We start from the raw sequence: 13,362 nt of genomic DNA, 5'->3' as shown, positions 1-13,362 counted from the left end.
CGAGCCAGACGCGGATGCGGTCGCCGTTCGTCTGCACCTTCAGATGGTGGGTGCTGCCGGGCGGGATGGGCGTGGCGTACGTCGCGATGTCCCGGCCGGGGCGCCAGAGTTTGACGACCCCGCTGGTGTCGATGTTCGCCGTGTACCCGGCACCGGAGGCGTCCGCGCGGAACGTGAGACCACCTGCGCGGGCGGAGTCGAGGCTGATGTCGCCCTGGTAGGTGGCGTCGCCCGCGCTGGTGGCGCTGAGGTAGAAGGCGTCGCCGGAGGCCGAGGCCCGCTTGCCGCCGCTGACGTCGCTCCAGGCACCCCCGGAGGCGTGCCAGGGGCCCTTGAGGTTGCTCAGCAGTGTGGACTGGCCGGTGCCCCAACTGGTGTTGAGGCGTGTGAAGGTGGCGCTGTCCAGGGTGACTTTGCCGTCGAGCGCGAAGAGTCCGATGCCCTGGCTGTCGGCGCCGGAGTCGAAGTAGGCGTTGTCGGAGAGGGAGTAGAGACCGCCGTCGGCGAAGAGCTCCAACTGCCCCCGGTCCACGAGGAGTCGGAGGGTCACCTTGCCGTTCCTCGGCTTGAGCGGCTTGCCCTGGAGCGTCTGGGCCTTGGTGTCGTAGACGACCCGGCGGTCGGCGGAGCCGTCCGAGCGCAGATGCAGGTCGAAGCCGAACCGGGAGGCGGTGGCGTTCTTGACGTCGAACTGCGCGGTCAGCTCATAGGTGTCGGCCTTGACGCCGTCGAGGAGGTTGCCGGACCTGGCGGTGTCGATCGTACGGTTCTTCCAACTGCGGCTGTCCGAGGCGAGGGTGGACAGTTCGGCGACCGGGGTGCGGGTGATCCGGGGGCCGTCGGGCGTGGTCACCAGGGCCAGGGTCGCGGGGAAGGTCGCGTTGCCGGTCCAGGTGCTGCCGTAGTTGCCGCCCTGCCAGGCCATCTGGACGGTACGGCCGTCGGGGGTGTTGGTGAACGTCTCGGCGGCGTAGAAGCTGCCGCCCGCGTAGGTGGTGCCGAGGTCCATCTGCTGCGGCTGCGTCCAGTCGGTGCTGAACGTCCTGCCGTCGAAGGAGCCGACGACGTACTGGCTGGAGGCGGAGGTGAGAATCCACTTCTGCTGGCCGGAGTTGCCGTCCAGGTTGAGCGGGTACATGTCCGGGCACTCGAAGAGCCAGGGCGCGCTGAAGCGGCTGGCGAACGTCCAGTCCAGGAGGTTGGGCGAGGTGTAGATGTTCACGCCGTTGCCGCCCTGCGAGGACCACACCACCATCGCCCAGCGGTGCCGGGCCGCGTCCCAGAAGACCTTGGGGTCACGACTCTCGTCCGGGATGTCGATGACCTTGCGGCCCTTGTCGTAGGACTGGAAGGTCTGGCCGTTGTCGTTGCTGTAGAAGACGCTGACGCCGTTGGTGTTGGAGAAGACCACCATCGGGTCCAGTGAACCCGTCCTCAGGCCCGAGGTGTTGTCCTTGTCGACGACTCCCCCGCCGGAGAACAGCGTGCCGGGGTGGACTCCCGGCTCCAGCGCCATCGGCTTCTGCGTCCAGTGGACCAGGTCGGGGCTGGTGGCGTGGCCCCAGTGCATGGTGTCCCAGGCCAGGCCGTGCGGGTTGTGCTGGTAGAAGAAGTGGTAGAGCCCGTTGGCGTAGACGAGGCCGTTGGGGTCGTTCATCCACCCGGACTGCGAGCTGAAGTGGAACTGGCCCCGGTACGGCTCGCTGTAGGTGGTCGGGGCGTACGGGAACTCCGGGTAGTCCTGCACCGTCCCTGCGGCCGCGGGCGTGCCCGGCAGCATCGCCGCCAGGAGCGCGATCAGGGAGACGAGCAGGGCTGCGGCTCTTCGACGCACGGGAAACCACCCTCACCTGGGGACATGTGCATGTCATCGTTGACATCGTTATCGGCGCGCGGTCGATCAGATGATGGGGGTACGGGGTCAACTCGTCAACGGACAGGGAGAGTTCGGTTCTCCCGGGGTTCGGCGCGCTCAGCGACCGGACTCCACTTCCCCCTGGCGCGCCAGCAGTTCGTCCATCACGGTGGCGGCCATGTGACGTGCGGTGCGGAGGATGTCCGCGTCACTGAAGTCGCCGCGCGCGGAGGCGTCCACGGCGGCGTTGATGCTCAACAGGGCCATGCGCAACTGGAGTACGTCCACCGGTGTACGGCGGGGCAGCAGTTCGGTCAGCGCGTCGACGAGGGCCGCGAGCGCGGATCCGATCCGGTTGCCGGTCTGCGTGGCGAGGGTGCGCACCAGGAGCGGGTTGGCCGTCAGAAAACGGATGCCGTGGAGCTTGTCGATGGAGAACGACTCGACCCAGCGCAGCACGGCCGCCTTCGCCAGCTCCGGCGTCCGGGGCTGGGTGTCGATCCAGGCGAGCAACTCCTCCGCCTCCGATCCCCGCTGGTCGAACAGGGAGCGGACGATGTCCTCCTTGCCGGCGAAGTGGTAGTAGAGCGACGCCTTCTTGATCCCGAGCGCCTCCGCGATCTCGCGCATCGAGGTCGCCTCGTACCCGGACGCGGTGAACAGCTCCAGGGCGACGCGACGGATCGCGGCGCGGGTTTCGGCGCCGGAGCGGCGGGGCGGTTCGGGGGCGGGGGAAGCGGCCATGCCCGCAGCCTACCGCACGGTAGGCTTGCCTACCTTCCGGTAGGTAGGCTACGTTCGGCGGCGCCACCCGGCCATCCGCCCCTGTCGCCCCAGGCACCCCGGAGGAAGAAGATGAGCAGGTACGAGGTCGTGTGCGAGTACCCGTATCCGATCGCGGAGGTCTGGCACGTCCTGACCGATCCCGCCTACGTCGCCCAGTGGACGACCACCGGCCAGGGCGGCCGCCCCGAGGGCTTCGCGCCGGTCGTGGGCACAGCGTTCCGGTTCGCCGGCAAGCCGACCATGGGGTGGGCGGGCATCGTGTACTGCGAGATCCAGGAGGTCGACGCGCCTCACAGGCTGCGCTACACGTGGAAGGGCGACGCCGACACCGACGAGGTCACCGACGTCGTGTACGTCCTCGAGGAGATACCGGGCGGCACCCGCTTCACCTGGCAGCACACGGGGTTCACCGGCGTCGGCGGCTTCGCGATGTCGAAGCTTCTGGGAAACGTCCGCCGCAAGATGCTGACCGAGGGCGTACCGCCGGTGCTCGCCGCCCACCACGCGGCTCAGTCGGCCTGATCGGCCACCCACGCGCCGTCCCGCATCAGCACCCTGCCCCGCAGCTCCGGTGACCCGCGCCAGGCCAGCACCGTCCCCAACTCCACCTGGATGTAGACGAACGGGCCCTCCTCTTCCCGAGGGTCCCAGCCGAACTTCCCGGCGAACCCGGCCGCCGCCTCCTCAGGCACCTCCGCGGCCGGAAGGCACCGCGCCTCGCCCCGCAGCAGAACGACATCGAAGCTGTCCGGCAGCGCCAGCCGCACCCGCGGCTCCTCGCGGAGGTTGCGCGCGGTCGCGGAGTCCCGGCCGGTGCTCATCCACAGGGTCCGGCCGTCCCACCAGAACCACAACGGCACTTGGTGCGGCCCGTGTTGGGGGTGAGCGGTCGACACCCACACGTCCCGCTCCTCGGTGAGCCGGACGAGAGTGTCCTGCCTGCGCTTCGCCCGGTCCCGGCGACTGATGTCCGTGGTCTGCATGTCGGTCAACGTAGCCAGCGGTGTCGGCGCGCGCCTGAGGCATTGGGCCTACGACCTGCGACCGAAGCCTCGGCATGAAGGGATGCCGGAGACGCTCAGGGTGCCGTGAACAGGGTGGGGAAGCGGGGTGCCAGCCACGGCTTGCGCCCCCAGGCGAGTACGCCTCCGCGTGCCATGGCCTGCCAGGGGCCCAGGCGTCCCAGGGCGATGAGGAGGAAGGTGACCGGCTCGGTGAGGATGGTGCAGTCGGAACGCTCCGGCGGGGCGGGGAGCACCTCGACCGTGCCGTCGGCGAAGGTGACGCCGAACGCCTCACCGCCCCGGACGCGGAGGGTGTAGCGGGCCGTCACCCCCGAGGCCGCGTCGGCGTTGGCGACGCGCGGCATCGCCGTCTTCAGGAACGGCAGGCACAGGGCTACCCGCGTCCGGTCGATCATGTGCGGACGGCGCAGGGCGCGGGCGAGGTCGTAGCCGTGGCCCAGCATGTGGGTGAGCAGGTACGAGGCGAGGACGGTCCGGTCCATGGGACCGAGCGGGGTCACGAGCGTCCGGTCCCCGGTCCCGTCCGGCACGGCTCGCTCCACCGCGTCCAGGAACGCCTCGGCCTGCTCCACGATCATCGCGGCCAGCGGCTTCGCCTCGCGCTCGGGGAACTCGGCGAGACTCCGCGCGTTGGCCGCCGCCAGGCTCTGCGGCGTGCCGTCCCCGTAGTGCCGTTCCTGCCCGGACGCGAGATCGGCCATCAGCCCGTTGGCCAGGGCGAGATGAGCGGCCGTCTCACCGACGGTCCATGTCAGTCCCGGCACGGGACCGGCCATGTCCGTCGCGCCGTCCAGGAGCGCCGCGATATCCCCCGCGGTCTCCCGTATCGCCCGCCCGAGCCCCTCCGGCAACGAGCCTCCGCCGCCGGTCTCCACTTCCCGTTCCACGCCGCCCGCTCCTCGCATCTCCGTGATCACGCACCTGTCGCGCGGTACAAAACCAGACCCGCCGACCGGGGACAAGGCCGTAGGCACGGGCTCGAACAGTCGGCTCGCAGTCGACCACCGTTCCCCCCGGACAGGACCACATGATCTCGACGGTCAGACGGTCGGACGGGCGACCCGCGACGGGTGCGCAGCGCGAGTACCAGGCCACACCACGGTCGCGGCGACGACGAGTGCGGGGGCGCCTGCGGGTGGGTGTTTGGGGCCACGCCCCGGCGCCCCCCTCCCGGCCGCCAGTTGCCCCACGGGGCGAAGTGACCTTCTGCGGGACCGGGTTCACCACTTCCCAGGAGCGCGGGGCGCCCCCATAGTGAGCGGACCACCGAACAGGCCAGGTGCCACACCGGGGTTGGGGGTCATCGTTGCTCGTAGGAATCATCGGCGGCGGTCTGTGCGGCCTTGCTGCGGCTCGCAGGGCGCTCGAACTCGGGGCGGACGTCGAGCTGTTCGAGAAGGAGGCGTCGACCGGCGGGATGGCGTCAAGCCTGCGCGCCGGGGAGCTGACCTTCGACCTCGGGCCGCACACCCTGTATGCCGGAAACCCGGCGATCGTGCGGGACATCCGGGGACTCCTCGGCGGGCGACTGCGTGAGGTGACACCGGAGCGCGGCATCTGGCGGCAGAGCAGGCTGTACCAATTCCCCTTCCATCTGGGCGACTTCGTCAGGACATCGGGGCTCCAGGGCGCCTGGCTGCCGCTGCTGCGGTACGTGACAGCACGCGTCACGGACCGCCTGAACGGCCCTGCGGAACCGGCCAGTCTGGAGGAGTGGGCCGTACGACGGTTCGGCCGCCCTCTCTACGAGTTCTACGTCCGCGACCACGTCACGAAGAACGTCGGGCTCTCCCCCACAGCCCTTCCGGCCCTCTGGGGGAGGCAGCGCATCAGGATCCCGGACCTCACCGAAGCGGCGGCCCAGTTGATGGGACGCGCTGCGCCGCCCAGAGTCTCCTACTACCCGGAACACGGCATCGGCCGCATCCCCGACGCGCTCACCACCGCCGTGACCCGCCGAGGCGGCCGGATCAGCACCGGCACACCGGTCGTGGGGTGGACCCGGACACCCGACGGCATCGAGCTGGACACGGGTACCACGGCCGGGGCGCGGGTCAAGAAGGTCGATGTCGTGGTGAACACCGGCCCACTCGACTCGTTCCTGCTCCGTGCGCGGAACGACTCGGTGCCGCCGGAGGTCACCGAAGCGGCCCGGCGACTCACCTACCGCTCGACGGTCTTCGTGTACGTGTCCACGGACGACCCACGGGCCCACATGCCCTACGACCTCTGCTACTTCCCGGAGCCCGCGCAGATCTTCAGCCGGGTCTACAGCCCCGCCGGATACTCCGAGCACTGCGGCGGGCCGTCGAGAACCGGCTTCTGCTTCGAGATCCACTGCGATCCGGACGACGCGCTCTGGAAAGAGACCGATGCCGCCCTCGCGCACCGCACCGTGGCCGAGGCAGGCGCTGTCCCGTTCTTCGGCTTCCCCGACCGGCTCCGTGTGGAGGCGGTCGTCCGGGTGCGCAGGCACTATCCGCTGGCGGACCCGTCCTCGGACGCCCTGCGCACCGTCGACCGCTTCCTCGACTCCTCGGCGCCGCGCATCATCAGCGCGGGACGGCTGGGTTCGCACCGCTACGTGAACATGGACAGCGCCATGCTCATGGGCACGGCCGCCGCCGAGGCCGCCGTCGGTTCGGGGACGGCGGCGGACATCCGGCGGATCGCCGACACTCCTCAGTTCGTCGAGACGGGACGGGCGCGCAGATGAGCGGCGTACCACGGCATGTCGGGGTGATTCCCGACGGCACCCGGCGCTGGTCCCGGCTGAACGGGGTGCCGCTGACGGAGGGCTACCTCCTGGCCATGCGGAACCTGGCGGACATCATCGATCTGCTGCTCGCCTCGCGGGTCCGCACGGTGAGCGTCTACATGCTGAGCGCCAGAAACCTCCTTCGCCCCGCCGAGGAACTGGCCGCGGTGTTCGAGGCCGAAAGCCGGTTCTGCTCCGCGATGCTGCCCGAGGTGCTTCGCCGGCATGGGGCGCGAGCCGAGGTCGTCGGCCGCAACGAGGGCCTTCCCACCGGTTTCCGCGACGCCCTGGAAGGGCTTCGGAGTGTTCGAGGCGAGGGGGGCAAGGGAGGCGAGGAAGTCCGGAAGGTCCATCTCCTGGTGGGATACGACGGCTGGGACGAGGTCCTCACCGCCCTGCGCGGTGCTTCGTCCATCGAGGAGGCGAAGGCCGCGCTGGCCGTTCCGGACGACGTGGACCTGGTCATCAGGACCGGCGGGGGCGCCCTGCTCAGCGGCTTCCTGCCGATGCAGAGCCAGTACGCCCACATCGCCACCGTCGATGCCCTCTTCAACGACCTCTCCCCGGCGGATGTCACCGCCGCGCTCGCCGAGTTCGCCGAACGTACGAGACTTCAGGGGCTCTGAGCGGCCTCCAGCATGCGCGCCGCCGTCTGCGCCCGGGGTGAGCCGAGTTCGGCGAAGGCGGCGTGCGCGGCGGTGAGAGCGTCGTGCGTCCGGGAGGCGTCCCCGATGCCGTGGTAGAGCAGCCCGGCCTCGAACAGCACCCGGGCGGTACCCGGCCGGTCGCCGAGTTCCGCGAAGACGGTGCGGGCCTCGTCGAAGCATGCCGACGCCTGATCGGGCCGACCGCCGCGCCGGTGCAGGATGCCTCGGTGCATCCGGCTGATGCCCCGCCAACGCCGGTCGTCCAGCTCGTCGAAGACGAGGTCGGCCGCGTCGAGCCGCTCGGCCGCCGACCCGTACTCGCCGAGGTCGCACAGGGCGGCCGCCTGATGGACAGCCGTGATACCCGCCCAGCTCCGGTGCTCCCGTCCGGCGAAGACGGGCAGGGCGCGCTCGTAGATCTCCAGGGCCGGTCCGGGCCGCCCCTGCCCCCGCAGCACGGCGCCGATACGGATCCATGCCATGGCCTCGCGCGCGACGTCGCCTGCCTCGTGGAACAGATCGACGGTCTCGGAGAAGTACCCGAGGGCTTCCTCCCACCGCTCCTGTGACTGGCGGACGATGCCCAGCCCGCGCGTGGCGAAGGCGATGCCCCAGGGCTCGTCCAGCTCGACGAGCACGGCGCGGCTCTCCTGGAAACAGTGCCAGGCGCTGTCCCAGGCGCCTTCGTTGCGAAGGGTGACTCCGATGCTGGCCAGCGCGAGCGCGCGCTCCCGGCTCGCGGGCTGATCTCCGTAGAGCGCGATGCACTCCTCCAGCGCCTCGACGGAGTCGCTCCAGCGGGCCTGCGAGCGGCGGACTGCGGCGATGTCGAGCAGGAGTTTCGCCTTCACCCCGAGGTCGCCGAGTTGGTCGGCGGCCTCTCTGGCCAGTGCGTAGAACTCCTCCGCGGTGTTCCACAGGCACCGGTTCTGCAGGAAGGGCAGCAACGCGCCGCCCAGCACCGCGGCATCGGGCCACTGGTGTGCGGCCAGAGCGCGGCCGGCCATGAGGAAGACGTTGGCGTACTCGACGGAGCACCACGCGTACGGGTCGTCGACGCGGAGCTGTCCGATCGCGCCCAGTTCCACCGCGCGGCGGTCGGCGGAGCGTGCGTCTCCGGCCACGAAGAGACCCGGCCCGATGGTGACGGCGATGGCCCGGTAGGCCGCGATCAGCCTGGCGTCCGGGGCGGCGGAGTCCTCCCCGCTCTCCTCGAAGAGCTCCTGCGAGAAGTCCCTCAGCAGGTCATGGAAGCGGTAGAGCACGTGGTCGCAGCCGTCCGTGGCGGGGGCCGACTCGACGAGGTGCAGATCGTGCAGGCGGGTCAGCACATCGTCCGCCCGGGCCCGTGTGGTGCCCGTGAGCGCCGCCAGGTGCCAGCCGCCGAAGAAGCCGCCGTTCATCCGGGAGAGCAGGCGGAACGCCTCCTGCTCGTCCGCCGGAAGTTGCCCGTAGCTCAGTCGGAAGGACGCGCGAACCTCCAGGTCTCCGGCCGCCAGCCAGTGCAGACGGCGCCTTTCGTCGCCCAGCGCGCTGATCATGTGCCGACTCCGGGAGCCGTCCACCGTGTCGAGCCGGGCCCCCGCGATCATCAGCGCCAGCGGCAGGTCGCCGCAGTACGAGGCCACCTGCGCGAGTTCCTCGTCGGGCAACTGCTCCACGAAGCCCCGGGAGAGGATCCGCAGCAGCCCGGTCGCCACCTCGCGTTGCAGTGTGCCGAGCTTCAGCGTGCGGGTACCGGTCAGCCCGGCGAGCCGTCTTCGGCTGGTGACCACGACCATGACCGCCGGGCCGGCCGGCAGGAGGTCTCTGACGTCCGCCTCTTTCGACGCGTTGTCGATCAGCACGATCAGCCGCGACCGCGCGGTCAGGGTGCGGTACAGGTTCTGGCGGTCCTGGAACGAGGACGGGATGTCGGACGCGGGCGTGCCCAGCGCGAGGAGGAAGCCGGCCAGCACGTCCGTGGTCCGGAGGGCACGCCCGCCGAAACCGCCGAGGTCGGTGAAGAGGGCGCCGTCCGGGTGACTGTCCGCCTGCGCGTGGCAGAAGCGCAGCGCCAGGGCGGTCTTCCCGACGCCCGCCGGACCGGTGACGACGATGACCGGCGCCTGGTCCCCGGTGGCCACCCAGCGTGCGGCGTCCTCCAGTTCGGCGACCCGGTTGACGAAGTCCGAGGAGGCACGCGGAAGAAGATTCGGCCGGAGGGACACCCGCGGTGCCTCGTGCCTGATGTGGATGTCCCGCCCCGCGACATAGCCACCGGAGACGGTGACATCGCCGTGCACCGTGGTCGTGCTGTGCGCCGTACGCACCGAGGCGTTGGAGGGGACACCGGTGATCACCGTACCGCCGCCGAGACCGGAGATCGCGTCGTTGCCCGCCTGCAGCAGGTCGCCACCGACCTCGGCATCCGCCACGGACTGCTCCGCCGCCCCTACGGCGTCACGCGGGGCCCGGCGCTTGCCAGGCCACCATCTAGGGGCCATGGGGCGTGTCACCCTGCCGCTGGCTCAGATCCCGGGCGATCCGGGAGCCGTCCACCGACTGCTCTCCCGTCTCCGTGCCCAGATCCTGCCGCAGCGACCCGCCGACGATCACGTCCGAGACACGCTGCCCGGCAGCGGGTCTCTCCCCTGCCGCGACCCAGACCTGCAGGGCGGCACCCACCACCACCAGAACAGCGAACGCGACCCACCACGCCACCGCCCAGTGCTGGGTGAGCACCCCCGTGACGATGTTCACCACCGCGGCCACCACGAACGTGACCGCCGCCGCGACTCCCCGCTTCACCGCCGGGCTCATCCCCGCCCCCCTCACACACGGCCTGCGCGCCGTCTCACGGACCACCCGCCTGGAGCGTCCGTCTTCGGGCTACGCAAGGACAACCTGGACCGTCCGGCTCTTACCTTGCCAAAACGTCGCCGTCCGCGCCAGGGAACGGAGTTGATTGCCGACGCCCCGTCAAAAGGCATCCGTGGAGACGCGTTGGACGGTTTCGAGGCCGGGGCCGGGGCGGTGCCTGGGCGAACCCGGCGTGGAGGGGACTCTTGCGACAGGTGTGAGCAGCAACGCGTCCGCCAGGGAGCCTGGTTCACGGAGGCGTCAGCGGCTGCGGCTGTGGCTGTGGTCGGGGCCATGGCTCGCGGCCACGTCGGCGTACGCCTCAGGAGACCAGGCGGCGTGGATCTTGGGGCGCAGGGTGGCACCGAGGCGCCGGTAGAAGCGCTGCGCGTCGACGTTGTCGGCTTCCACACCCCAGCGGATGAGCAGTCGCGCGGGTGCGGCCGATGCCGCGAGAGCGGCCATGAGTCGCCGCCCGACGCCTGCGTCGCGGTTCCCGGGACGGACGTAGAGGTCGTCGAGGTCGAGTACGTCGCCGCCGGTCCACAGGTGCAGTCGGCGGACGGAGGAGACGTAGCCGATCGCCGGGCCGTCGCGCTCGGCCAGCAGAACGATCACCTCGGGGCGTCCGAGCAGGGAACGCCACTGCTCGTCGGTGACGCGCACCTGCGCCGTCTGGTCCTCGTGGGCGGCGATCTCACGGACCATGGCCGCCAGCTCGGGGGCGTCGTCGGGGGTGGCGCGGCGGATCGCGATCTCGGTCATTTCGGGTGTCCGGTTCGGGGTCGGGTGGAGGCGGGCGGTGACGGGGAGGAGGAAGCCGGGGAAGCAGGGCAAGCCGGGGAAGCCGGGCGGCCGCCGGGTTTTCACGCGGCACCACGGGGGTCGACGGCCTCACGGGGGGAGGCGGGTGGGGTCCCGCAGTGGGCGTAAGGGACGGGCGCGGTTCACGGGACGAGGGTGTGTCCGGCGCGGTCGACCGCGGGGGCGATGTCGGCGCGGTCGATCGAGTGGGAGGCGGTGACGGTGCGGGTGCCGATGCCGGTGCTGGTGCTGGTGCTGGTGCCGGTGCCGGTGCCGGTGCCGGTCATCAGGTCGACGGTGACGGACCCGACCCCGGCGACGCTCGCGATCGGAAAGCTAAGGTGACTTCCTCATGGCTGTCAGCCGGGTGCGGTGGCCGTCGCGTTCATCGGCCGGACGACGAGACCGTCGCGTCCCGCATCCTCCGGGCGACCACGACGAGCCAGGTCATCCACGCCACGTCCAGCACGAAGGCCAGCACGATGGCGACCGACTCCGTGCGGGAGAAACCGGCGGTGCCGACCACCCAGCCCTGCACCAGGTAGGCGAGGCCGGACAACGCCATCAGCAGGACCATCGGCCGCGGTATCCACGCGGTGCGTACGGCGGCGGCCGCGAGCAGGAGCAACGCGATGCTCAGCGCGAAGTTCTGATAGCTCCTCACTCCCCACTCGAGCCAGCGGACGGCCTCGGCGCTCGCGAAGCGCTCCGCCTTCTCGGCGTCCGGCGCGCTTGCCCACGCGTTCACGGCCTGCTTGAGGGCGACCCCGTCCACCGCCTGGAGGACGCCGTACAGCGCCAGTGCCGCCGTTGTGGAGGCGGCGCCGAATCGGCTCGCCCACAGCGCCGCCGAACTGTGCGCGTCCAGGGCGGAGAACAGGACGAGCAGTCCCGCGAGGAGGATCGCCATCCCCACGAACTGGCCGAGGTGCACGAGGGTCCAGACTCCGCTGTCCGCGTAGGCGGCGAACACGGCGTGGTGGTCGTTCGCGGCCCCACCGGTGTGGAACTGGGTGATCACGATGTACAGGAGCTGTCCGAGGAGAAGCAGCGCGGCGGACAGACGCAGTGCCGCACGCCGTGCCAGGGGTTCGGTCGGTACGGGAGTGGCGCTCGGCACGGGCGTGGTGCCGGACAGGTGCGTGGTGCTGGGCACGGGCGTGGTGCTGGGCACGACATGTCTCCGGTTGGTGTGCGGAACGGGCGGTTTCACGGGACGGGGACGAAGCCCGTCGTGTCGACGGCGGCAGCGGGTCACTCGCGATGTGCTGGTGGTGACCGTGTCTGCCGGGTACAAGAATCGGTGGGAACGCGGCAGCTTCTCACCGGGAAAATCGCCGGGTTTTCCGCCGGGTTCGGGCCGAGGACGGGTGCGCGGTGAGCGCGTCACCCCGCACGTGGACAGCCGCGATCACCTGCGCGGTTGGTGTCGCCGCATCGCGGTCGGGGCCTGGCCGGCCCGTTCGGTACCGTTGGGCTCGTGCTGGCCGGACGGGACCCCGAACGCGCGGCGATCGCCGCCCTGCTCGACGCCGCCCGCGCCGGCGACGGTGGCGCGCTGGTGGTGCGCGGCGTGGCCGGGGTCGGCAAGTCGGCGCTGCTGGCCGACGTCCTGGCGGCCGCGCGGGATCTGCGGGTGATACACACCTCCGGCGTGGAGTCCGAATCGCCGCTGGCCTTCGCCGCGTTGCAACGGCTGCTGTGGCCGCTGCGCACCGGAATCGACGCGCTTCCGGCGCCGCAGGCTGCGGCGCTGCGGGCCGCGATGGGCGAGGCCGAGGGTGACGGTGACCGCTTCCTGGCGTTCCTCGGCACGCTCAGCCTGCTCGCCGACGCCGCCGAGGACGGGCCGCTGCTCGTCGTCGTCGACGACGCGCACTGGCTCGACGACGCCTCGGCCTCGGCGCTGCTGTTCACCGCGCGCAGGCTGCGGGCCGAGCGGGTGGCGCTGCTGTTCGCCGCCCGGGACGGTGACGCCCGTCGTTTCGCTGCCGACGACCTGCCCACTGCGCTGCTCGACGGGGTGACCGGTGCCGACGCCACCGCGCTTCTGTCCGCCCGGGCCGGGACCGCTGTCGACCCGGCGGTGTGCGACCGGCTGGTCGCGGGCACGGGCGGCAACCCGCTCGCGCTGGTCGAGCTGGCCGACGTGCTCACCACCGACCAGCTGGCCGCTCGGGCACCGCTGCCCGCCCCGCTGCCGCTGACGGACGGCGTGGAGCGTGCCTTCCTCCATCGCGTCCGCCAACTCGACGAGCCCGCACAGCGGTTGCTGCTGGTCGCCGCGGCCGACGACACCGGCCGCCTGACCGTGGTCCGCGATGCCGCGGAGCGCCTGGGTGCGAGCCATGCCACGGACATCCCCGAAGCAGCCGATGCCGCCCGCGCCGTCGATGCCGCCCTGGACACCGTCGAGCGTTCCGGGTTGCTGCGTGTCGACGGCGATACCGTCGCCCTCTACCACCCGCTGGTGCGCTCGGCGGTCTACCAGTCGGCCACCAGCACGCGGCGCCGCGCCGCGCACCGTGTGCTCGCCGACGTACTGACCGGCGATCCCGAGCGGCGGGCCTGGCACCTGGCGGCCGCCGCCGAGCGGCCGGACGAGGACGTCGTCGCCGCCCTCGACGCGGTCGCCGAGCGAGCGGC

The 13,362-nt window shown here is 71.3% G+C and carries 13 protein-coding genes; 4 read left to right on the top strand and 9 right to left on the bottom strand.

Going from position 1 to position 13,362, the window contains the following annotated elements:
* Window positions 1-1,834: glycoside hydrolase family 32 protein (locus GTW40_RS29990; RefSeq protein WP_161183277.1), on the bottom strand; the 1,834-nt coding region annotated here is incomplete at its 3' end.
* Window positions 1,835-1,972: 138 nt separating this feature from the next.
* On the bottom strand, window positions 1,973-2,599 hold the full coding sequence (locus GTW40_RS29985; protein ID WP_161183276.1) for a TetR/AcrR family transcriptional regulator: 627 nt from the start codon (window positions 2,597-2,599) through the stop codon (window positions 1,973-1,975).
* A gap of 111 nt (window positions 2,600-2,710) precedes the next feature.
* Between GTW40_RS29985 and GTW40_RS29980 the strand changes: the two genes are divergently transcribed.
* Window positions 2,711-3,163: an SRPBCC domain-containing protein gene (locus GTW40_RS29980; RefSeq protein ID WP_161183275.1), complete on the top strand. Its 453-nt coding sequence runs from the start codon at window positions 2,711-2,713 to the stop codon at window positions 3,161-3,163.
* Here the strand turns inward: GTW40_RS29980 and GTW40_RS29975 are convergent.
* Together GTW40_RS29975 and GTW40_RS29970 are read right to left on the bottom strand one after the other, a co-directional pair.
* The gene (locus tag GTW40_RS29975; protein ID WP_161183274.1) at window positions 3,151-3,624 is read right to left on the bottom strand and encodes a pyridoxamine 5'-phosphate oxidase family protein; all 474 of its coding nucleotides are present in this window, start codon (window positions 3,622-3,624) and stop codon (window positions 3,151-3,153) included. The genes GTW40_RS29980 and GTW40_RS29975 overlap by 13 nt on opposite strands.
* Window positions 3,625-3,719: 95 nt before the next feature.
* Window positions 3,720-4,553 (bottom strand): maleylpyruvate isomerase family mycothiol-dependent enzyme, encoded by an 834-nt coding sequence (locus tag GTW40_RS29970; RefSeq protein ID WP_343245824.1) that lies wholly within the window; start codon window positions 4,551-4,553, stop codon window positions 3,720-3,722.
* Between the two features lie 419 nt (window positions 4,554-4,972).
* Between GTW40_RS29970 and GTW40_RS29965 the strand changes: the two genes are divergently transcribed.
* Window positions 4,973-6,382 (top strand): FAD-dependent oxidoreductase, encoded by a 1,410-nt coding sequence (locus tag GTW40_RS29965; RefSeq protein WP_161183273.1) that lies wholly within the window; start codon window positions 4,973-4,975, stop codon window positions 6,380-6,382.
* Window positions 6,379-7,050 (top strand): undecaprenyl diphosphate synthase family protein, encoded by a 672-nt coding sequence (locus tag GTW40_RS29960; protein WP_161183272.1) that lies wholly within the window; start codon window positions 6,379-6,381, stop codon window positions 7,048-7,050. Before GTW40_RS29965 ends, GTW40_RS29960 begins: the two co-directional genes overlap by 4 nt.
* On the opposite strand, the gene GTW40_RS33795 is transcribed toward GTW40_RS29960, so the two are convergent.
* From GTW40_RS33795 to GTW40_RS29935, 5 genes are all read right to left on the bottom strand, one after another.
* Window positions 7,038-9,488 (bottom strand): tetratricopeptide repeat protein, encoded by a 2,451-nt coding sequence (locus GTW40_RS33795; protein WP_161183271.1) that lies wholly within the window; start codon window positions 9,486-9,488, stop codon window positions 7,038-7,040. The genes GTW40_RS29960 and GTW40_RS33795 overlap by 13 nt on opposite strands.
* 58 nt (window positions 9,489-9,546) lie before the next feature.
* Window positions 9,547-9,873: a hypothetical protein gene (locus GTW40_RS29950; RefSeq protein ID WP_161183270.1), complete on the bottom strand. Its 327-nt coding sequence runs from the start codon at window positions 9,871-9,873 to the stop codon at window positions 9,547-9,549.
* 300 nt (window positions 9,874-10,173) lie between these two features.
* On the bottom strand, window positions 10,174-10,677 hold the full coding sequence (locus GTW40_RS29945) for a GNAT family N-acetyltransferase (protein ID WP_161183269.1): 504 nt from the start codon (window positions 10,675-10,677) through the stop codon (window positions 10,174-10,176).
* Between the two features lie 182 nt (window positions 10,678-10,859).
* Entirely contained in the window at window positions 10,860-11,003 is a 144-nt protein-coding gene (locus tag GTW40_RS29940) for a hypothetical protein (protein WP_161183268.1), read from the bottom strand.
* Window positions 11,004-11,101: 98 nt separating this feature from the next.
* Window positions 11,102-11,890, bottom strand: a complete 789-nt coding sequence (locus GTW40_RS29935) for a hypothetical protein (protein WP_202486598.1) — start codon at window positions 11,888-11,890, stop codon at window positions 11,102-11,104.
* 306 nt (window positions 11,891-12,196) lie between these two features.
* On the opposite strand from GTW40_RS29935, the gene GTW40_RS29930 reads away from it, so the two are divergent.
* On the top strand, window positions 12,197-13,362 hold a 1,166-nt coding region (locus tag GTW40_RS29930; RefSeq protein ID WP_161183267.1), incomplete at its 3' end, for an AAA family ATPase.

Source organism: Streptomyces sp. SID4985 (assembly GCF_009863025.1).
Classification (GTDB): Bacteria; Actinomycetota; Actinomycetes; order Streptomycetales; family Streptomycetaceae; genus Streptomyces.
The sequence above is the reverse complement of the archived record's forward strand: the minus strand, read 5'-3'. Positions and strand labels throughout refer to the sequence as shown.